The organism is Pedobacter ginsenosidimutans (assembly GCF_001442625.1).
Taxonomy (GTDB): Bacteria; Bacteroidota; Bacteroidia; order Sphingobacteriales; family Sphingobacteriaceae; genus Pedobacter; species Pedobacter ginsenosidimutans.
Genome location: NZ_LMZQ01000042.1, coordinates 33,737 through 54,906 on the forward strand (window position 1 = coordinate 33,737; position 21,170 = coordinate 54,906).

The 21,170-nt window shown below is 38.6% G+C and carries 15 protein-coding genes; 2 read left to right on the forward strand and 13 right to left on the reverse strand.

Annotated features, from left to right (window positions below):
• Nucleotides 1-16: 16 nt before the first annotated feature.
• From ASU31_RS24285 to ASU31_RS24315, 7 genes are all read right to left on the reverse strand, one after another.
• Entirely contained in the window at nt 17-1,831 is a 1,815-nt protein-coding gene (locus ASU31_RS24285) for a fasciclin domain-containing protein (protein ID WP_057934837.1), read from the reverse strand.
• A gap of 10 nt (nt 1,832-1,841) precedes the next feature.
• Nucleotides 1,842-3,308, reverse strand: coding sequence for a RagB/SusD family nutrient uptake outer membrane protein (locus ASU31_RS24290; RefSeq protein ID WP_057934838.1), 1,467 nt, complete (start codon nt 3,306-3,308; stop codon nt 1,842-1,844).
• Nucleotides 3,309-3,318: 10 nt separating this feature from the next.
• Nucleotides 3,319-6,594 (reverse strand): SusC/RagA family TonB-linked outer membrane protein, encoded by a 3,276-nt coding sequence (locus ASU31_RS24295; protein WP_057934839.1) that lies wholly within the window; start codon nt 6,592-6,594, stop codon nt 3,319-3,321.
• Between the two features lie 6 nt (nt 6,595-6,600).
• Complete coding sequence (locus ASU31_RS24300; protein WP_057934840.1) at nt 6,601-8,826, reverse strand: fasciclin domain-containing protein; 2,226 nt, start codon at nt 8,824-8,826, stop codon at nt 6,601-6,603.
• Nucleotides 8,827-9,262: 436 nt separating this feature from the next.
• On the reverse strand, nt 9,263-10,624 hold the full coding sequence (locus tag ASU31_RS24305) for a TolB-like translocation protein (RefSeq protein WP_209435059.1): 1,362 nt from the start codon (nt 10,622-10,624) through the stop codon (nt 9,263-9,265).
• A gap of 27 nt (nt 10,625-10,651) precedes the next feature.
• Nucleotides 10,652-12,034, reverse strand: coding sequence for a glycoside hydrolase family 88/105 protein (locus ASU31_RS24310; protein WP_157258275.1), 1,383 nt, complete (start codon nt 12,032-12,034; stop codon nt 10,652-10,654).
• A 422-nt stretch (nt 12,035-12,456) separates the two neighbouring features.
• On the reverse strand, nt 12,457-13,497 hold the full coding sequence (locus ASU31_RS24315) for an adenylate/guanylate cyclase domain-containing protein (RefSeq protein ID WP_209435060.1): 1,041 nt from the start codon (nt 13,495-13,497) through the stop codon (nt 12,457-12,459).
• A 354-nt stretch (nt 13,498-13,851) separates the two neighbouring features.
• Here ASU31_RS24315 and ASU31_RS24320 point away from each other — a divergent pair, with 354 nt between their 5' ends.
• Both ASU31_RS24320 and ASU31_RS24325 read left to right on the forward strand, forming a co-directional pair.
• Nucleotides 13,852-14,460 carry a GIN domain-containing protein gene (locus tag ASU31_RS24320; RefSeq protein WP_057934841.1) on the forward strand — a complete coding sequence of 203 codons (609 nt, stop codon included), beginning with the start codon at nt 13,852-13,854 and terminating at the stop codon, nt 14,458-14,460.
• A 136-nt stretch (nt 14,461-14,596) separates the two neighbouring features.
• Nucleotides 14,597-15,205, forward strand: coding sequence for a hypothetical protein (locus ASU31_RS24325; RefSeq protein ID WP_057934842.1), 609 nt, complete (start codon nt 14,597-14,599; stop codon nt 15,203-15,205).
• A 425-nt stretch (nt 15,206-15,630) separates the two neighbouring features.
• Here the strand turns inward: ASU31_RS24325 and ASU31_RS24330 are convergent, their stop codons facing one another.
• The 6 genes from ASU31_RS24330 to ASU31_RS27885 all read right to left on the reverse strand — a co-directional run.
• Complete coding sequence (locus tag ASU31_RS24330) at nt 15,631-17,265, reverse strand: ABC-F family ATP-binding cassette domain-containing protein (protein ID WP_057934843.1); 1,635 nt, start codon at nt 17,263-17,265, stop codon at nt 15,631-15,633.
• A 245-nt stretch (nt 17,266-17,510) separates the two neighbouring features.
• Entirely contained in the window at nt 17,511-17,834 is a 324-nt protein-coding gene (locus tag ASU31_RS28060) for an endonuclease/exonuclease/phosphatase family protein (RefSeq protein WP_342438982.1), read from the reverse strand.
• Nucleotides 17,831-18,349 carry an exonuclease/endonuclease/phosphatase family protein gene (locus tag ASU31_RS28065; protein ID WP_342438984.1) on the reverse strand — a complete coding sequence of 173 codons (519 nt, stop codon included), beginning with the start codon at nt 18,347-18,349 and terminating at the stop codon, nt 17,831-17,833. The genes ASU31_RS28060 and ASU31_RS28065 overlap by 4 nt, the downstream gene beginning before the upstream one ends.
• A gap of 430 nt (nt 18,350-18,779) precedes the next feature.
• Complete coding sequence (locus ASU31_RS24340) at nt 18,780-20,048, reverse strand: HlyD family secretion protein (protein ID WP_057934844.1); 1,269 nt, start codon at nt 20,046-20,048, stop codon at nt 18,780-18,782.
• Between the two features lie 13 nt (nt 20,049-20,061).
• Complete coding sequence (locus tag ASU31_RS24345) at nt 20,062-20,973, reverse strand: peptidase domain-containing ABC transporter (RefSeq protein WP_057934845.1); 912 nt, start codon at nt 20,971-20,973, stop codon at nt 20,062-20,064.
• A gap of 5 nt (nt 20,974-20,978) precedes the next feature.
• Nucleotides 20,979-21,170 (reverse strand): hypothetical protein (locus ASU31_RS27885; RefSeq protein ID WP_209435061.1); only part of this gene is annotated, 192 nt, incomplete at its 5' end.

Genomic DNA, 21,170 nt, shown 5'->3' on the forward strand with positions numbered 1-21,170 from the left:
TCTATGGCTCAATTAGTTATGGGCGTTTATAAATCAGGCCCGACGGACTAAATCTTGGATAGTTCTGATCATCATCAATCGGAATAAAGTGAATCATATCCATATTCATAATTCCGGTTCCATTACCGCGCAGTGTAGTAAACCTAACCCAGTGTTTATCAGTTGTTTTAATATCTACTACCCCGGCTAATTTCCCGACCATAACCGACCATAAATTATTCTGTGAGATGGGCTGTAAACCATTTACACCATTACTTACCTCGGCAGTTGTAGCCATATAGCGCTTAAAGCCATTGGTTAACATTAATCCATCTGCTGAAGGCAAAGCAGCATTGGCGGTAGGTACACCAGAACTGGTTAAAGTTTGGGCAAAATCGACTAAGTTTGGCAATAATTGTTCTTGTGTTGTTCCTACATCAACCCCAACCTGTGTAAGCGGTCCGGAGCCATTATAGGTATAACAGATCCAAACTTTGTATTTACCTTTTACCAGCATAGGTGTTCTGATTTCCATCCAGATAGAGCGTGCGGTATTGCTGGTGGTAGGGTTAAATTGAATTACATCTCTGTTGGCATAACTCCGGCCATCAGATGCACCGATTGGCGTTGACGACACAGCATAAACAGGTCCAATTGTTCCCGATCTGTAAGCATCGAGCCTGATGCCTGCTGTAATCAATTTTCCGTTTTGTAAAAGCTGAATGGTTTGTCCAGGCGCACGCCAGGCCGCCAATAATTTTAATTCCGGCTGATCGCCTATATCGAAGAAAACACCAGTAGGCACCCTTGGTTTAATTTTGTAAAAACCTTTCGATTCGTGTAAAACCCCATTCGAAGTAGTAACATTACTAAAAGTTCTGTTTACTTCTACTCCGGGCTCAATCACACCATTAAACTCATCATCATTTAATAAGATTTTCGTTCCCACTAATTTTGTGGTTATAATTTCACTCGGCACCAATGTTGCCAAAGAAGGCGAAGAAACGATATCGGGCGTATAACTTGCTCCTGTTGAAATATGGTAAGCTACATACATCCACAAACTATCAGTATGGCTTTTCGGATTACCTGTTTTTGAAAGTTTGGCTTTTAAAGCAGCGTAATTATTAAAACCCGCAGCTTGTAATGCCGAATCGGATTCGAGGATTACAGTCTGAAAACGACGTGTAGTATCAGGAATTACAGATTGTACATAGTTTAATGAATCGTAAAAACCAGTTTCTTTTAAGGCTTGCGTAAAAATACTATACCTGTTGTTCGTTTCTATACTTGCTGCCAATGTTTTGGTTGATGGTATTAAAACATGATCGATAACGTGGATAATACCGTTACCTACCCTTACATTAGATTGTGTAATGAGCGCCTGTTTGTTGATGATAAAACTACTTACACCATCTTTAAAAGTAACACCAGTTTGCAAATACTGACCATAAAGGGTGATCTGGGTTAACTTACCATCGGTAAATTTGCCTGTAGCAACGGTATCTGGCAAAACATGGAAACGAACAACGTCTTTCAGTTCTGCAGCTGATAATTGGTCGACTGCTGTTTTATTTAAACTTTTCAACCAATCGTTAACTGCATTATTATCAGGAGTAAACATGGTGTATTTACCATATGCTGCCAAATAACCTTTTGTACCCGATCTTTCTAAAATTTGGGTAAACAGAGAAAATTTTTCTGGATTTTTCTCCAAAAATCCGGTAATGTTTACATCATCAGTAGTACTTAATGTTAAACTTTCTCTTTTACAGGCATTAATCACGAAAATTATAAATGCGCTGAGTATAACCAAATAGGTAATGTTTCGGATGTCTAATTTCACTTTCATATCACTTATTCTATTTAGTGTAAAATGGATTTTGTACAAGATTAGGATCTGTAAATAACTCGCTCTGATAAATCGGCAGGTAATGGCTATTGGGATCTCTAAATTTGGTAATGGCCGATTGTTGAAGCGTAGGCGATACTGTTTTAGCAGCAAGATCTAACAGAATATCAATACGGCTATAGTTATTGCGCTTGGCATGGCGTAAAAGGTCGAACCATCTTTTGCCTTCAAAAGCAAATTCTCTGGCACGTTCGGCCAAAATATAATCGCACAAAGCTTCAGTTTCTGAAGGGTCTACAGTAGCTTTTGTAGCATCTACCGCATTACGTCTTGATCGCAGTTCATCAACCAATGCCAAAGCTTCTACACCGCCTCCCGTTAAAGCCAAAGCTTCGGCTTTAATCATCATGATATCTGAATAACGGTATGCTTGCCATTTTACATAAGAAGGATTTTCTGTCCCATATTTTTGGATGGTAAAAGCCGAACTATAATAAGATCCCGGTCTGATATCATAGTTATTATCCGGATCAACGTCATCTGGAATAAAGATTTCGGTACTCAAAAACGGGGAACCGATAAAACGTCTTCTGCTATTTACAAATAAATTATAAAACGGGTTTTCAATCGCCTGGTCAAATTCAAATATGGTTTCGATGGATGAGCCTTTAAAAAACACATTATTGTACCAGCCAGAACCTGCACCAACCAGGGCAAATCTTTGCGAACTGATAATTTTATTGCACTCGGTAATACAGTTCGGATAATCTTCCATCCACAGGTACACATCGGCTAACAAAGCATTTACGGTAAATTTGGTTACCCTACCCTTATCAAACCTTGTGCTGCCATAAGTGGTAACCGCTCCCTGCTCTGCCTTTTTTAAGTCGGCAACAATCTGTTTTAAAATATCGGCCTGTTTGGTTTTCGGCAGATCCTGTAAATCGGTATCTTTTACAGTGGCGGTTAATTTTAATGGTACATCTCTAAATGTGCGCAGCAGGTAAAAATACATGAGGCTTCTTAGCGTAAGCGCTTCTGCCACATAACCGTTCAATGCTGCATCGGTAAAAGTGGGATCGGTAGCTTTAACACCAGGTGCAAAATCAAGTACGGTATTACAATAATTAATGGTACGGTAAAATGCTGCCCATCTTGCTGTTGTATTATCCTGGGTAATATTTACATTGATAATATCCGTTTCCTCTGTTGTAATACTTGGTCCACCTGCAATCATATCTGCCCTGAGCTCGCCATACATAAACATGTACTCCAATAAAGATTTATCGCCAATACCTGGAGGAGGCGCCAGTAAAGAGGTGTAGCAACCGGAAACTGCTGCTAAAACATCTTCTTTCGTTTTCCAGAATTCCTGTCTGGTAATGCCATCTCTAGGTTTAAGATCGAGCCATTTGTTGCAAGAGCTGCTCATCACCAGCATCATCAATAAACAAGTGCTATATAAAATATTTTTCATCAGTTTTGAATTAAAAGTTAGCAGTTAAACCGAAAGTGATTGTTTTAATTGGCGGCGTGGTAGAATTATCTATCACCGTGTTCGACCCATTTAACTTAATTGGCACCTCAGGGTCCTGACCAGTATATTTAGTAAATGTTAAGATATTCTGAACGGTAAGATTGGTGGTAAGCGATTTCATACCCAATCTCTTCATAAAGGTTTTGCCAAAATCATACTTTAACACCACCGAGCTCAATCTTAAAAATGATCCATCTTCAATGTATCGGTCGGAGCCTAAAAAGTTATAGCCCGTACCATACATGGCTCTTGGCATATCGGTAACATCGCCCTCTTTTTTCCATCGGCGCAATACGGCTGTACTTTGGTTATTAAAACCATACATATTGGTGGTGTTAATCTTAGTACCGTTAATAATATCGTATCCGGTGCGGAAAGTGAAGTTAAAACCTAAACGAAGGTTTCCGTTGATGGTTAGGTTAGATCCAAATCCTCCCGTTAGTTTTGGATTACCATTACCCAGGTACACAATGTCTTTATAATCGATGTTCCCGTCATGGTTGATATCTTCATACATGGCATCGCCCGGTTGGAAAACATAATCGATAGATGGATAAGCAAAACGCATGTAAATTTTATCGCCGTTCGGTCCAACAATCTGGTTTCCATTCTCATCCAATGCAACTGTTGCATTTTTATCAGGATATACACCTTTAAATTTGAAGCCATAAAACGACCCGAAAGGATTATTTTCCTGCACAAATACTTTGTACACATTGTTGCTGGTTACCCTACCTTTGTTTTCTCTAGGGTATAGAGGAGAAACCTCGCGGATTACGTTTTCGTTGTGCGCAATATTGAAGGATAGGTCTAATCTTATCTTTTTCTTTTTGATCACAGTAGCATTCAGGTTTACTTCCCAACCCTGGTTATCCATAGTACCCACATTCATATCAACCCCTCCATAACCGTTATAACTCGCTACCTGTAAACCCGGATAAAACAGATCGGTAGTACGTTTACGGTATAAATCGAAATCGATATTTAAATTTTTAAAGAGGTTTAAAGTAATACCAAGATTGGATTGGGTAACAGTTTCCCACCTTAAATCGGTTAATTCCATATTGGTAGAATATACCCCTGCATTATCCAAATAACTAAAACCGTAATTCTGATAAATATTGAAATAAGTATAATCGTAACGCGGCACATTACCACTTTTACCGTAACTGGCCCTTAAACTAAAATCATCTACATATTTATTAGCCTTTTTCATAAAAGGTTCGCCAGATATCCGCCAACGACCAGAAACTGAAGGAAAAATACCATATCGGTTAGCAGCACCGAACCTGGAATTACCATCGCCCCTAATGCTACCATTAATGATATAACGGTCTAAAAATTTGTATTGAACGTTAGCCAATAAACCAACTGACCTGGTTTGCCCTAATGATGATGATGCAGAACCTGTGTAATTGGTACGGCTATCAACAGAAGGGTCGGATAAATACGATGATGCAGTATTGGTAGAAAACAAGTACTGCCCAGTCCTGCGGCTATCTTCACTATCGAAGCGTAAAAAACCTATGATATCGTGTCTATCGTTCAATTTCGGTGTATAGGCCAACGTCATACTGGTGTTCATGGTGAATGAATCGCCATCAGCATCTGAAGCTGTATTGACTACAGATTCGGTATATGGGCGGCCTGTTGCAATCTGTGGAAGGAAGGTTTTTACTTTGGTGTTATTAATATTTACCATAAAACTTCCATTCAGGCGTAGCACACTTGGCAAAATTTCGTACTGTAGACTAAATTTTGGTGTAATCCGTTCTCCCAATTGATGGTTACTACCTGCTGTTGCCATCGCCAAAGGGTTAAAAGTTCCGGTTACCTTTTTAGTATCGAAGTTATATAAGAATGAGCCTTGTGCGGTTGCCGCAGGACTAAAAAAGTTTGAAGTTAAATTCCCATACTCATCGTACTCGTAAATGCTCTGGTTAGGCATTTTGGTATAAGCTACATCTCTAACATTCTGCGTAAAAAGGCCATTCTGGTCGATATGTGTATAAGAAATATCAGAACTGAACCTGATTTTGTTCGACACCATATAATCTAAATTCACCCTTGCCGAAACACGGTTTAAATCGGTGCCAATGGTAGTACCTGTTTGGTTAAAATAATTTACCGAAGCACGGTATCTGGCTTTTTCACCACCACCGGAAATAGATAGGTTATGATCTTGAAGGTAACCTACCCTCGTAATGGCCGATAACCAATCGGTATTGTTGCTGTAATTATAGTAATTATAAGGGTCGTTCGGATCATATTGAAATTGTTTTGCAAATTCTGAAGTAGAAAACTGACGGCCCGCATTATAATATTCTTCCAAAACGAGTGATGAATACTGGTTACCATCCAGCATCGGGATCGGACTTGGCTGTTTAGAATACGAACCTTTAAAATTATAGGAAATAGCTGGCGGACCAATTGAACCTCTTTTTGTGGTAATGATCAATACTCCGTTTGCTGCTCTCGATCCCCAAACGGCTGTAGCCGCGGCATCTTTTAACACGCTAATTTCTTTAATATCAGATGGGGCAATATTTAATAACTGACCATAATTGTTCTCATCAGAAGTGGCAAAATTAAAATCAGAAGGGATGGTAATATCGTAAGGCATACCATCCAATACAATTAACGGATCGGTAGCACCATTAATGGAAGATGTACCACGGATACGGATCTGCATCGGCGCACCTGGGTCGCCTGTACTAGCGGTAATATCAACCCCTGCCATGCGGCCTTGCAAGGCCTGATCGATTGATGCCGACTGGAGGTCTTCGAGTTCTTTGGCATCAATGGTAACCGTAGCCGAAGTCTGATCGCGTTTATCGATCGTCATTCCACTTCCATTGTTAGTTTTGGCTCTCGAAACAATCTGAACTTCATCCATCTGATTTTCAGAAGGTTCTAACTGGAAATTGATCACTGCCTTATCGATATTTACGGGTGCTGTAGACCTATATCCGATATATGAAACCGATATCCTATAGGTTTTATCTGCTACCGGCAAAGAATAGTTTCCATCAATATCGGTCGAAACGCCTTTAATTACCCTTTTATCTTTATCAACAATTACAACAGATGCACCAATAATGGGCTGCTTATCTTTTTTATCAATTACCTTACCCTTTACATAGTTAATTTGTTGTGCATAGGTTAGGGACGATACCAACAAACAGCATAGTAAAATAAAAAAACTATAATTATATCTTTTAGTCATCTCGGTTTAGAATTGATATTTTAAATAAGAATTGATTTGATGGATCACCGTTCTGTTAGATAACACGTTGCTTCTATCGGTTGTACCCAGCAAAACATTAACAGAAGTATTGGTTACATCTCTTAGCGTGAGTGTATTGGTAGTATTGGTAAATACAGTAACCTTGGCTGCATCTCCCGAATCGTTTTTAAGCAAACTTTCAAAAGAACCTGTTTTCTGTCCATCGCTTGCTACTGTGCTTTTAATAATATGGTATTGGATAAATTTGGCCACCCGGCTAATATCTCCTGCATCTGTTGGCGCATAGTTTGGCGTTCCGTTGGCTAATTTCGGTAATAACCCAGCGGTTACCGCAGCTTGTATAGCCGCATTTGTAGGAATGAAAACGGTGTATGAAGTGCCGTCGGTAACCCCTTGAATTGCGCCTGTAGCAGCCGTATAAAGCGTAACGTTATTTTTAAGATACTGAAAGAAAGAATAATAAGGATCGGTTGTTAGCGTACCATATTTTTCGATATGCTTGCTTACCGGAAGTACAGTATACATCAGCACTTTGGCAGCATAGGCATCAGCACCATTAACAGCCGTGGCAACCGAATCGATCTTAATACTTTTATCGGCAACTGCGGGTAAATCTTCTGTACCAGCTGAAGAGAAAAAACCGTTGTTGTACTTAATGTATTCACCACCCGAAGTTTCTAAAATACCAGCCGTTGTGGCAAAATTTGGTACAGCACGGTCGCCCAGTGGGATAATATGCGTTTGCAAGAGTCGCCTTAAAATATTGAGGTCGCCCCTAATAGGCGACGAAGGATAAAAGGGGTCGTATGAGAACCCTAAACTTACCAGGGTGGCATCAGGAATTGGGATAACAATATATTTTAATGAGGCCGTTTTAATTGGAATAGCATAGCCTAATACGTCAAGCGCCTGTTTCATAATGTAGTAGGTAGGATCTAAATTTACTTTCCCATAAACGGTCGAAAATACATTGGCATTTTGGGCAGCGTTTACGCCGTAAAACAATCCATTACTTAAAAACTGCTTGTCTACAACGTTTGCAGGCGTAAGTTTAGTGGCTTCGCCCAAAAAGCTGTTAACCGTATTAAACTTGCTTGGCCATACGGTAGTTCTATACAAATGTGAGTTGATAAAATCCCTGATGATATCGGATCTTAAAGAAAACAGTTCGTTCAGCTGTGCTTTATAGTTTCCGGGCTGTAGCCTGTTTTTTGCGTAATATTTTAACAGCACCTTGGCATAAGCCTCAACCGCATCATCGGTTGGTGCAAAAATGGTATACATACCAATCTGCGCATCGTTGGCATCTTCTTTTAGATAATTTTCGTTGTTGGGTGAGAAACCCAGCAATATGCTATAGTTTTTAGCGTAAACGTTATCGCTTTTGCCTGTTAATACCTGGTAACGATGGGTAATGTCGGTATTTAAATTATAGCTTACATATTTATCCAAAAGGGATTTGAAGGCACCATACTGTGCTTTAGTGCCAATATACTGATCGATACTTTGTGGCGGTGTAAGCACCTTATCTACGATGTGGATTACGCCATTTTCGGCTACAATATCTTGCTCGATAATTTTTCCAGGGCCCACATTTTTTCCGGTGTACTCAGTATTTGGATAAAAATAATTATAATCTAAAGCACTGATACCCGCAAAAGTGACGAAGGGGCTAAGAAAATAGGGCAGGTTTTTATTGTTAAAATCGGTTGGCAAATAAGCTCCGTTCCGGTTACCCGCAATTACCTTTATTGCTTTACCATCATTGTCTATGCCATCATAAACAAAATCGTAATAAACGGTACGTCGCCTAAAACCAACATTTTTAACAAAACCTTTTGCAGTTAAATTATCGCTTAAACGTTCTACTTTTTCTCCATCATAAGTCATTGAATAACGTACAATTGCCGAAGCGAGGGTTGCATTTATCTCGGTTAAGTTGTTTTCGGTCATGTAGGTGGTAAAAGCTGCATCTGTTGGTGCAAAAACCGTCCACGAACCTGCTTTGCTTAAGGTTTCTTTATAGCCTGATTTATCTATACAATCTAAAAATCTGGTAAAATTCCCTTTGGCCTGAAGCTGTTGATAAATTGGATCGGCTAATGTTTCAGGACGGCCATAGAACTCATCAAATTCTTTTTTCCGGCAAGCGCTGAGAATGAATATAATCGCCAAATTAACGATTAAAAATTTTTGTAAAATTTTACTCATAGCAATTTCATTGGATAAACGGCCATTAAAATACTGGGCAATAAAAAGCTATGGATCTAAATCAATTAGAAATTAAGAAATGAAAAAACTGACTTAAAGGGTGAGTAGATTTTTACTGCATAGAATCGTATTAACGTTCGTTAATTAAATAGTTGGTTAAAAAGTTATTTGGTTAGTGAATTATTTCTTAAATATATAGAGGCAGAACAAAATTTCCATCCTGTACTATCCTGTCTTCTTACTATAAAATATTATCATAAAAAGACAACATCAATCTTAAGCGGAGGTAAATCGTTTTAAGCAAGCTTTAATGCCTTTAAAAAAAATTAAACAATAGTATTGCTGATCAAAAAAAACATTAACAGTACAAGAAATAAGACAAAATACGAGGACTATCCTGCAATTAGCAGTAGTTGTCATGTTGTTTGGTTTAAAGCTATTTACTATTCATCCATCCTTCCGGGATAGAAATTACACAGATGTTCATGGATCGATTATCTTCAGACAACATCGCTGATTGGATTTCGATTTTTTTACCATCAGGGCTCATGGTAGGATGCGGATGATCTGCAGCTGTTTGCTTATGTCCTGCCGAGAGTAGTTTCATTTCATGCGTTTTCCTATTAATCAGATAAATGCTTCTCGAAAAATCGTCGCCAACGGCCCACTTTCCGTCTGGCGAACCGCTTACATGCCAAAGCCCGCTACCAGTTGGTGTTTGACCTTCAATTCTCATTTCCCTTGTTCTTAAATTTACAATAGCCAGCCCGGTAGGTTTTTCGCGGGTGCCTGATGGTCCCCAGGCATTTTCTTGCCCGGGATTGGCACCGTTCACCTCAGTTTGTGGGGCAGATACAGCACCAGTTCCGGATATGGGCCTGTGCCCCATAATGGCCATGGCTACCTCATCACGCGAAATGATGGCTTCGTGGGTAACCCATTCATAATCGGCCTCTGGATATAGTGGGCGTAACCCTGTTCCATCAGCCAATACAGTCCAGGTTCGTTGTGGCGATTTCCCTCCGGTTTCCCAGCAAAAAACAATTTCGCCGGCAAGCCAGGGATTGGTCTGTATATGCCCTACCTGAAAAGGAACGGAAACTACATATTTGATTTCGCCGGTATGAATATTCATCCCTGCTATACCCGATGGGCCAGCACCCATTTTCCGTGGCCCGAAGTTCGGTTCCAGTTTAATTCCTGCTGCAAGATGTTTAGCCGCTTCTTCTTTACCCACCCTGAAATAAGCCCAGTTTTCGTCGCCATCAAGCGCCATATCGCCACCTGCACCAATTTCTTCGGGTGTAGTTCCACAAATACGTTCATAAGCCGATACAGGCTTCATTTTACCAGATTTACTATCTGCAAATACCTTAGCCAGATTTACCTCCATAATTTTTACTGCCCCACCTATGCGTTTGCCCGAATCAATATTCCGCATAAAATATAGTTTCATCGATTTTCTGGCCACATTCAACATTCCGGTGTAGCCACCTTCGGTAACCTGAACAAGATCTCCCGTTTGCTCATTTACCGCCATTGCCTCTCCTTTAACCCTTCCCGATCGGAATATCAGCCATTGTCCATCAGCAGTCCACTGGTTATGTGTCTGATAAATCTTCGAATCTCCTGCAGGCGTACTGGTTAGAAAGGTAAGTACAGCACCCGTAACAGGATCTTTAAGCACTTTTCTCTCTGAAGGAAAACGTTTACCAATCTGTGCGTAGCCGGGCTGATAATTAAACACTAAAATGCAGGTAAAAGCGGTAATGAGAAATGAACAGAATGTATATTTCATCGTTATTTTGGTTAAAAGCAGCGTTGATTATTTATACATCTGTACTGAACTATCGTTCATTACAAAAGGGTGCTCTTGTAACAAACGATAAGTTTCTGCTCCTGCCAAAAGCACCGGGCCATAGCTATGTGCCGCAAAAACATTTACAGGCCTATAATAGTAAAATGCAGGATCGAAACCCATGCCCGTACCCACACATGTACCTTCTACCTGGCCGTTTACATTTATTTTAGTACTTACTGCATTCCAGGCCAAAAGCGCCATAGGGCCATAAGCTTTGGCATCTAGCCAGCCTTTGTTAACTGCACGGGCAATGCAATAGGTATAAATGGCGGTAGCAGAAGTTTCCAAATAAGAATCGTTGCGATCCAAAAGCTGATGCCAAAAACCTGTCCCATCCTGCAGCGCTGCCAAACCTTTTACATGTGCTTTTAGCATTTGCAAGATATAGGGCCTACCGGGATGGTTTACAGGCAAGGCATCCAGCAGTTCTATTTTGGTCATAAGTGCCCAGCCATTTGCCCTCGCCCAATGAAACTGGGGATGGGGATCCATATCCTGAACCCAGCCGTGCATATACAATCCTTTTTCTGGGTTAAACATCCGTTCGGCAAACAATCTGTATTGTTTCACCGCCTCATCAAAATATTTATTTTCACCAGTTAACACCCCCATCTGGGCAATTGCCGGCAGGCTCATGTAGAGATCATCAAGCCATAGCGTATTGGGTTGCGGCCTGTTCCTGGCCAATGTACCGTCTTTCAGGCGGAACTCTTTGGTCATGATGTAATTTAAATAATGATCAATAACCGGGCGGAGATCGGCTTTCACTTCTCCTGTTCGTTGCGTCTTAATCATTGCAGCAGCAATAGAACCTGCATCATCCAATGCATGTGGATCTATTACCGAACGAACCGGTGTTACTGCCGTTTTATTTGTTTTTAAATATTTTTGATAAGCAGAAACAACATTTGCCAAAAAACTAATCCGCTTAACGGTATAATCCTTAAATTTTTGATCTCCTGTTGCAGTAGCAACCTCCAGCATACCAGTATAAGTAACACCCCATTCGTAACTCGTTAAACGATAGTCTCCAGGTTTAAATACCGAACTGGAATCTGCTTTCTTTAAATCAGAAACCACTTTTCCCGAAACCTTATCTATTAGTTCGAAAGGGGTTGTTTTATCCAGATAACTATAAATCCGATCTAACGATGCTTTAACATCCGCCATTTTTGTTTCACCATAAGGTGTAACATAGGCTGGCTTTAGCAAATGTAGTGGCGAGGTAACATCATTACCTCTATGTTCTACATATTGAGCAAAAGCAGGTACACCAGTGCACATCACAATAAAAACAAACAATATTTTAGATCCCGAAGTTTTAATCGGATTGGTAAAAACAAACATAATAGATGGCTTAAACTATATCATTGCTCCCAAATGGGACAAAACATATATGGGTTTATAAATGGTTAATCATCCCAATCTATAATAATTAAAAAAAAGAAGCGACCTGCTCTGTCCTGCTTCTTCCGTAAAGAAATTATTACAGTATCTATGAAATATGAAATTAGTAGGATTTATGAGAACGATAGTCTTTATTTGACATATTAAAATAAAAAGGGTAAACATTTTTCATGCTTACCCTCTCTTTTGTTTAAAGTCATCACAAATTAAACAAATCCTACATACATGAACGGATAGACAATTAATTCATGCTGCAACAAAAATAATACAATGCAATTAAATTAATTGTGCCCAAATAATAATCTGGTTGACAATAATCAAGACAATATGCTTTAAAGAATTTTTATCAGTCTCTTGGTATGTTAAACAGGCTGTACAGCTACGAGCTGCATTTCTTTTTCCTTTCCCCGGAGCTTAATTGACCCCAACATTTGCGTGGTATAATGGTCTGTTAACTGGAGTTCTTCGATTAGCGCTATCGATACCAGCATCTCCTGGTTAAACTCCTTACACATATTCTGGATTCTTGAAGTGGTATTAAGTACATCACCAGAGTAGGTAATATCGCGTTTTATAATCCCCACTTCGCCTGCTATAATCTTTCCGCAATGAATACCTGCTTTAAAAGCAGGTATTAACCCATACTTTCCAATGTACTTATTCCTCAGAAAAGACAGATGCGCTTTGATATCAAAAAAACAATTGATGCATTTATTGTTTCTTAATCCTTCATCATAACGCCAGGCAACTACCACTTCGTCGCCCACATATTGATATATTTCTCCCCTATTTTCTAAAATAGGATTGGTAATATCTATAAAGATATCTTTTAATAATTCGTGGTATTTTTTATCTCCGAGGCTTTCGGCAATGGAGGTTGATGAATTTAGGTCGAGAAACATAAAGATCCGTGATTCTTCTTTAGGTGTATTGTATTTACCACTAATAATATCCCAGAAAATCCCTTGTCCAAACTTACTGTTTATCTGTAGCAGCAACTGCGTTATCGAAACCACGATGGCCCACACTAATCCGTTTTTTAAAAATCTTTTCGAATCGCCCAGTTCATAAAGGCTCAGTACCTCGTTTACAATCAAAATAACGCCTAAAAACGATCCGGCAACAATTAAAAGGGTATAACCGTAAGGCTTATCATTGTATTTTACATTTACAAAGAATACGAGCAAACTTCCTCCTAACAATGCCCCAAACAGGCCAATAACTGCATTTAGTACAATTGAAGAAATTAATGTATAACCGGGCACTGGTCCTAAAGAATTTCGGGTATGCAGTACAAGGTCTTCAAAAATAGCAATTACACCCCCAGTCATTATCCATGCAAGGATAATGATTAATAATTGTTTAAGTTTCTGCTGTGTTTGGCGATTAATTTTTACTGACATCGTGATTTTTATTCAAAACGACTGATTCAATATACCTTAACTTTTCACTAAAATAATGAATATAATCCTATATGTATGGTGTTTAATATCGAATAAAGGATTTTAAGACAGTCTCAGCTTTCATTCATATTCTCAACATCTAAAAACTGTTCGCTGCCGCACAACGACTGTTCGGAAATGAACACGCCTCAATGAGCAATAAGCAAAAACAACCATTACAGAGCAATTAAGATAACATCTCCTTTTTGGCACCCGCTTGGTTAACCACGTAGCGGAATAATATTGGTACAAGCTGATTTTAATTAGCACATCACCATAAGCTTAACAAATTTTAACATTTAAATAAAAAACACAATGAAAACTTCAATTAAAACGCTAATCGTTATTGCATTGGCAGTAATTACCTTAACGGCTGCCCTTCCAACAAGCTTAAGGGCTACAGAAAAAAACACGACGATGCTTTACAAGATTCAAAGCTTTAGAAGGATTGTGATAAAGGGAAATGTAGAAGTGATGTTGGTGCAGCGGCCCGCTATTGGAATATCTTATGCAGATGATAATACTGGAAATGTGAAAGTTACCCAGCAGGGCGAGGTACTACGCATTACCGGCATCGATAAAGAAAAGTGTAAACTTGTTATTTATGTAAATGATATCTACCGCATTGAGGCTGATCAAAATGCTGTTGTAAAAACAGAAGCAAAGCTCAGCACTAAATATCTTCAGATCATTCTTAAGGGGAATGCCTTTGCCGACATCGATACCAGTAGCGAAGGTTTATATACTGAGATTCTCGACAATAGTACATTAAAACTCAAAGGCAATACCAATCACCATACGCTGGTTATGGGCAAAGCACCAAATTTAACCATCGATCGTTTTGCTGCCACCCAAACAGATGTTAGCCGGGTGGGCGTTACAGCAGAAGAAATTGTTGCTCTTGTTCCATCCTCAGTTCAATAAATAATAACGGCTTTAAAAGTAAATCATCCTGACCAATAATTTTGCTTATTACACAAACAACCAATAGAGACAGTTATTTTTTCTATTTTGCATTCAAAACAAAGTTTACCTCCAGACTAAATAACATCATTAGCAAATGAAACTCTCAGAAAACTTACAAAAGCTATTGCCATATGGTTACCTGTTCCTTGTGGTAATGGGAATATTAAAAGAAAGCATTTTTTACTATCAGATTGGTATAAACATTTTAAAGTACACCACAATTATGGATGTATTGATCAGTCCGGTAGCAACACTAACATCTAATCCGGTGGTATTAATCGTTACGACAGGTTTTATTATCCTCGCTTATGCTTACCCGACCTATCTGGCAAAGCGAAGGGATAAAAAGTGGGCACAAAATCTTTCTGGCCTAAAAAACCCTGAAACACTTAGTAAAGAGGAAGTAGAAAGCCATTTTTCGAAACTTTTCACTATTGTTTTTGCCATTGGGCTCCTATCACTTTTTTTGGGAATTGGACTTGGCCAAGGGAAAAACTTATCAAAACACATCAGCAATAACGAACTCAAATACGACCGCAAACTGAATTATTCGAACGGCGAATCTGAAGACATTTATTTGATCGGAACAAATAGTATTTATTATTTCTACCTATCCAAAGGAAACAGATCAATTAAGGTTGCTCCAATTGGTGCTATAAAAAGTTTAGAAATCCCACTAAAAGCTTCAATTAGCACTAAATAGTAATCTTATTTCTGAATAAAGTGTTCAGGTGTTTTAATTAAAATACGCATAAAGAAATTATTGATCCCAAATGTGCCATTTGCTTAAAAATGATAAAAAAAGGGAAAAGTTTTTAAGACGACCTTCTCATTGCTGAGAAGGTTTTTTCAGCCGACAGCCTGTCCCGACCTTCGAGAAAGCAATCTTACAACGATCGCTGCTAGCGTGCGCATTAAGATTATTCATTTTTGCAGTTGTTTTTAAAGGCATTCATGAGCTCGCTTCGTTCGGTTATCTTCATTCCTCGCAATGACGATTTTTCTACTGGGGTCTGTTAATGATAGTTTATTCGAAGGGCATTTATTTGCGATTTATCAATCTCAAGAAGTCTTCGACTACGCTCTCCACAGAAGTCCTTTGGACAGACTGACGACCTCGGTGCTTATTTAACTTTGCTCTATTTCCTTCAGGCTATTCATTTTCTTATAAGCTAAGAATCCTTTAATATCTTCAAAGTGTTCACGAACGCGTTTATTGCCAAATTCAAACACTTTTTGTACCAATCCATCTAAGAAATCCCGGTCGTGAGATACCAAAATCAAAGTACCATCAAAATCTTTCAACGCGTCTTTAATAATATCTTTGGTCTTCATATCCAAATGGTTGGTTGGCTCATCCAGGATCAATACATTTACGGGCTCTAGCAATAATTTAATCATGGCTAAACGGGTTTTCTCGCCGCCAGAAAGCACCTTAACCTTTTTTGTGGTATCATCGCCACTGAACATAAAGGCGCCTAAAAGGTCTTTGATTTTTATTGAACCATCGCTTAACGGAATTTGATCAATGGTTTCGAATACCGTTAGGTTCTCATCAAGTAATGCGGCCTGATTTTGTGCAAAATAGCCGATCTTAGCATTGTGCCCTACTTTTAAACTGCCTTCAAAATCAATCTCGTCCATAATGGCTTTAATCATTGTCGATTTTCCTTCACCATTTTTACCAACAAAAGCCACTTTTTCTCCTCGTTCGATCACCATCGATGCTTTTTCGAACACCACATGATCGCCATAAGTTTTGGTTAGCTCTTCTACCATTACCGGATACTGGCCTGAACGGGGCGACGGTGGAAATTTTAATCGCAACGCCGAAGTATCTACTTCATCGATTTCAATTACTTCAAGTTTCTCGAGCATTTTTACACGCGATTGCACCTGTAAGGTTTTAGAATAAGTTCCCCTAAAGCGATCGATAAATTCCTGGTTATCGGCAATAAAACGTTGTTGTTCTTCGTAAGCTTTCAATTGGTGTACACGACGCTCAGCACGCAGTTGAAGATAATGGGTGTATTTGGCTTTATAATCGTATATCCTGCCCATTGTTACCTCAATAGTACGATTGGTAATGTTATCTACAAAGGTACGATCGTGCGAGATTACCATCACGGCTTTTGCCGAATTGATCAGAAAATCTTCCAACCATTGAATACTTTCGATATCCATGTGGTTGGTAGGCTCATCCAGTAAAATAAGATCAGGTTTCTTTAATAAAATTTTGGCCAATTCGATACGCATACGCCATCCACCCGAAAACTCAGAAGTTTGGCGGGTAAAGTCTTTACGCTCGAAACCCAAGCCTTTTAACACTTTCTCTACCTCTGCATCATAATTGGTTTCTTCGATAGAATAAAATTGCTCACTTAATTCAGATACCCGCTCGATAAGCTTCATATAATCGTCACTTTCGTAATCGGTACGGATAGTAAGTTGTTCATTCAGCTCATCAAGCTCTTTTTGCATCTGGTTTACCTCAGCAAAAGCTTTCATGGTCTCCTCAAAAACAGTAACATTATCATGAGTGAGCAAATGTTGTGGCAAATACGCAATCACAGCTTCTTTTGGACCTGTTACGCTACCAGATGTAGGTTTAGCTACATCAGCAATGATTTTTAGAATGGTCGACTTGCCTGCACCATTTTTACCCATTAAGGCGATTTTATCGTTCTCGTTTATCGAAAAGGTTACATCGCTAAAAAGGGTGGTTCCGCCAAATGAAACGGAGATGTTATTTACATTAATCACGATTGGGAATATTAAATTCGCGGCAAAGATAAAGGAAAGCGGTTAAATTTCAGCTAGAAGATGAGACATAAAAAAGGAGCTTGTATCATAAAGATAGATTTGTCATCCTGAGCTTGTCGAAGGACCTGTCAAATACACTTTAAAGTGTTTCGACAAGCTCAACATGACAGCATCTGAGATGAAACGCCTTTATGATACAATCTCCTTTTAACTCTTATACCACAATGCAGTGGCAAATAAGTTTACTATTTCAGTTCAACTTCTGCCAATACCGGAAAATGATCTGAAGGGAATTTACCAAAATAGGTATCAGTCAAAATACCCCACCTGGTTGCTGTAAATTGTTTACTCATAAAAATATGATCAATTACAGTTTGTCCTCGCGGCGTGCGGAACCCATTTGAAGATGAATTATTCGCATATGGGAACTTAACTTTTGAATGTGTATCTGATAAAACACCTGAAGTTGCGATTCTTTGATACCATTCGCTATCTCTTCCCCCATTTAAATCGCCGGTTAACAATGCTGGTGCAGTGCCAGCAATTTCAGCAATCTTTTTTAATATCAATTTACTGCTCTCTTTGCGGGCAATAACCCCTTGATGATCGTAATGCACATTAAAGGCGTAAAACTTCTTTTTGGTTTGTACATCTTCGAGGAATATCCATGAGCAAATTCTATTGCAACAAGTAGCGTCCCACCCTTTCCCTGGTTGATCAGGGGTTTCAGATAACCAGAAGTCACCACTTTTAAGCAGTTTAAAACGGTCTTTACGGTAAAAACAGCAGAATGCTCGCCTCCATCCTTGCCGTCATCTCTTCCCTTGCCATATTGCGCGTATTCTGGTAGTGCATTAGAGATATCATCCAACTGGTTCTTTAAACCTTCCTGAATTCCAAGTACATCGAACTTATGAAAGCGGATAAGGTTAGAAACAATAGGCGCCCTATTTACCCATAAGTTGCCTGAATCAGCAGGATTATCATAACGGATATTAAAGGTACCAATGGTAATCTGTTGTGCCCTCCCCATCAATGTAGTTAAGGATAACAATGTTGCAGCTAATAATAATTTTATTTTCATCTTTATTTGTCTGTAACTATTCCCAACCTGGGTTCTGTTTCAGGTTAGAATTAGGAACTAGTATCTCATAATTTACTTATTCAACTGCAGTCCTTTGCATTAACACCAGTATCTGATCTGTGTTTTTAACAGTTGATAGTCTATGTGCAATAATAATTACTGTTTTTATAAATGGCTCTTGCAATAAGTGCACATTGATTTTGTTCAGCAATTAGTCCAGTCCCAGAATCTCAGATTTTGTTCTATATCCCCGCGGAAGCCCCTTCTATGGGGATATCTCTCGTTTTCGGACTAAAATAATTGTCCACGATTTCAATCAGTTGCCAAAACTGTCTAATAAATTCTTTCTCTTCGACAATCTGATTCTCTAAGGTATGATGAAGCGATACATATAATATCCGTGTAATTCTTGGCCACTAACTTATAAAGATCAGTGACTGAAGAATATTTTATTTGCATTTTTGAGTAACTTCATCAATAAAGATGTATTGTTTGTTATAATTTCAGCATCCGCCATCATTCCACTTTTTAAAATAATCCGTTGTTGTTTAGTTTCAATTTTTTCGAAATCAATATTTGCAAAAAAAATACTGTCTTTATATGCCGCATCAGAAATACTGCTGATATGTCCGTTTAACATTCCAAACTCTTCGTAAGGAAAGCTATGTAGTTTTATCAAAGTTTTTTGACCTTTGCGGATCATTCCCATATTGTATTGCGGAATCTGTACTTCTCCGAAGAAAGAAGTATTGCCTGCATTTACTATAAAGACCTCTTGATTTTGCGCTACATTCTGATTACGCTGTATAATTCCAGCGAAGGTCAGTTTTCCGGTTTCAGGTGAAATTAAGGCATTGGTTGACATCCAGGCATCGATTTCACTTTCTAACTTTTTAAGTGATTGAAGAAACTGTGAACGTTCCTCTGCTATGGTATGGTTTATCTCCAGGAGTGACTGTTCTTTCTCATTATATGCTGATTGATTATTGGTTTCAGATATTTCGGTTTGTTGCATTGGGTGCTTTGAAGCCAAATATTTATTTTCCTCTTCAAAGAATTCATTCCTAGAGATTACATTCTTTTCAAAAAGTTTGCGATAAGCTAAATAATTGCTTTTGTTATTGTTCAACTCAAGTTTTTGTATTGCTTTCTGACTTGAAATCTGTTTTCTTAAAAGTTTTATATTTGCTAGATCCTTTTGAATAAACTGTATCCTTTTCGAATAATATCCCCCTGTAATAGTTGATTCATACTTTAAATAGTCAAGGTGAAATACCTGGTAAGCAGATTGTATTTCTCCTAAGTTAAGAGTTGATGGTAGCTTTGGCAAAGGAAAGTTATGAAGAAAACTATGTTCAATTTTCTTTAAAACCTCACGGACTAACAGCACACTTTCAGGGTTGGCATTTGTCTCAAAAAAACCTAAGATCTGATCTTTTTTTACGAAATGTCCGTCAGTTACAGACAAAACTGCAAGTTTGCCACTTTTTTTTGCAACAATTGCTTTGGGTATATTTAATGAAGAAACCTTAAGCCTCACTTTAACAACATCAGGGTATCTAATTATTGAAGAAAAAAAGATGACTCCTAGAAGTATTACCAAAATGAGTGATATTCCCCATCGAATCATCCAGTTCGGTACTGCAGTAATGATATCCTGTACATCTTCACTAAATTCCAATTTATTTAAATCTTCCATGTTCAACAATTCGTTAGACAATATTTTCTAATTGATTTCTTACTAACTCTAGATATCTTCCATTATTCCCTATAAGTTCTTGGTGTGTGCCTTGTTCTGCTATTGACCCCTTATGAAGTACGATAATATTATCAGCGTTCTTGACGGTGCTTAATCTATGTGCTACGATTACAACAGTACGTCCAACAAAAAAATCTTTAAGATTCTCCATTATAACCAACTCGTTGTTAGCATCCAATGAATTAGTCGCTTCATCAAAAAAAATATATTCAGGGTCTTTATAAAAAGCCCTTGCAATAAGTATCCGCTGTTTTTGTCCCTGACTTATTCCATTTCCCGAAGCTCCAATTTTAGTATTGAGACCTAATGGAAGGTCATCTATAAAATCGGTAAGGTTTGCGATATCAATTGCATTCTGTACCCGTTTTTTATCTGGATAATCATCTCCCACAGCTATATTTTTAAGAATGGTATCCGAAAAGATAAAACTATCTTGAAGAACTGCCCCACATTTCCCTCTCCAAAAGCTATGGCTTATCTGATCTAGGCTATCACTTCCGACCTGTATCCTGCCCTTTGTCGGCTCATAAAACCTTAATAATAATTTTAATATCGTAGTTTTACCACTTCCACTCATCCCAACGATGGCAGTTGTTTTTCCCTCCGGAATAACAAGATCAATATTTGATAATACCTCTTGACTCTCAGAGCCTTGATATCTAAAACAAACGTTCCGTAATACAATTTCCTTTCTAAAAGGTAAATCTGTGGCTAACCTTAAGCCGAGAGGTTCCTCATCTTCCAGTTCATGTATCTCATTTAACCGTTCAATGCTGATTTTTGCGTCCTGAAACTGTTGCATGAAATTGAAGAGCAGATCAATCGGGCTGTTCAATTGACCAACAATATATTGAATAGCCATCATACCGCCTAATGTAAGATCTCCATCAATGTGCGTATTTCACTAAAACTGTACAGTCTGTTTCGGGCCAAACTGTACGCGAATTTGATTGCCGGGCGACTGCCTAAATTGTCCCTTTCCCTCTGAACAAAAACAGACCTCGACTTCAAATTTCCTTCCCCCCCGGAAATACTTCCGTTCATTAAACTTAAGATCTGCAG

Bases quoted from the DNA above. Each gene is read 5' to 3' on its own strand.
- ASU31_RS24295 (WP_057934839.1), bottom strand. From the start codon at position 6,594: ATGACTAAAAGATATAATTATAGTTTTTTTATTTTACTATGCTGTTTG.
- ASU31_RS24315 (WP_209435060.1), bottom strand. From the start codon at position 13,497: ATGTCAGTAAAAATTAATCGCCAAACACAGCAGAAACTTAAACAATTA.
- ASU31_RS24310 (WP_157258275.1), bottom strand. From the start codon at position 12,034: ATGTTTGTTTTTACCAATCCGATTAAAACTTCGGGATCTAAAATATTG.
- ASU31_RS24285 (WP_057934837.1), bottom strand. From the start codon at position 1,831: ATGAAAGTGAAATTAGACATCCGAAACATTACCTATTTGGTTATACTC.
- ASU31_RS24290 (WP_057934838.1), bottom strand. From the start codon at position 3,308: ATGAAAAATATTTTATATAGCACTTGTTTATTGATGATGCTGGTGATG.
- ASU31_RS24340 (WP_057934844.1), bottom strand. From the start codon at position 20,048: ATGGAAGATTTAAATAAATTGGAATTTAGTGAAGATGTACAGGATATC.
- ASU31_RS28065 (WP_342438984.1), bottom strand. From the start codon at position 18,349: ATGAAAATAAAATTATTATTAGCTGCAACATTGTTATCCTTAACTACA.
- ASU31_RS24305 (WP_209435059.1), bottom strand. From the start codon at position 10,624: ATGAAATATACATTCTGTTCATTTCTCATTACCGCTTTTACCTGCATT.
- ASU31_RS24300 (WP_057934840.1), bottom strand. From the start codon at position 8,826: ATGAGTAAAATTTTACAAAAATTTTTAATCGTTAATTTGGCGATTATA.
- ASU31_RS24320 (WP_057934841.1), top strand. From the start codon at position 13,852: ATGAAAACTTCAATTAAAACGCTAATCGTTATTGCATTGGCAGTAATT.
- ASU31_RS24325 (WP_057934842.1), top strand. From the start codon at position 14,597: ATGAAACTCTCAGAAAACTTACAAAAGCTATTGCCATATGGTTACCTG.
- ASU31_RS24345 (WP_057934845.1), bottom strand. From the start codon at position 20,973: ATGATGGCTATTCAATATATTGTTGGTCAATTGAACAGCCCGATTGAT.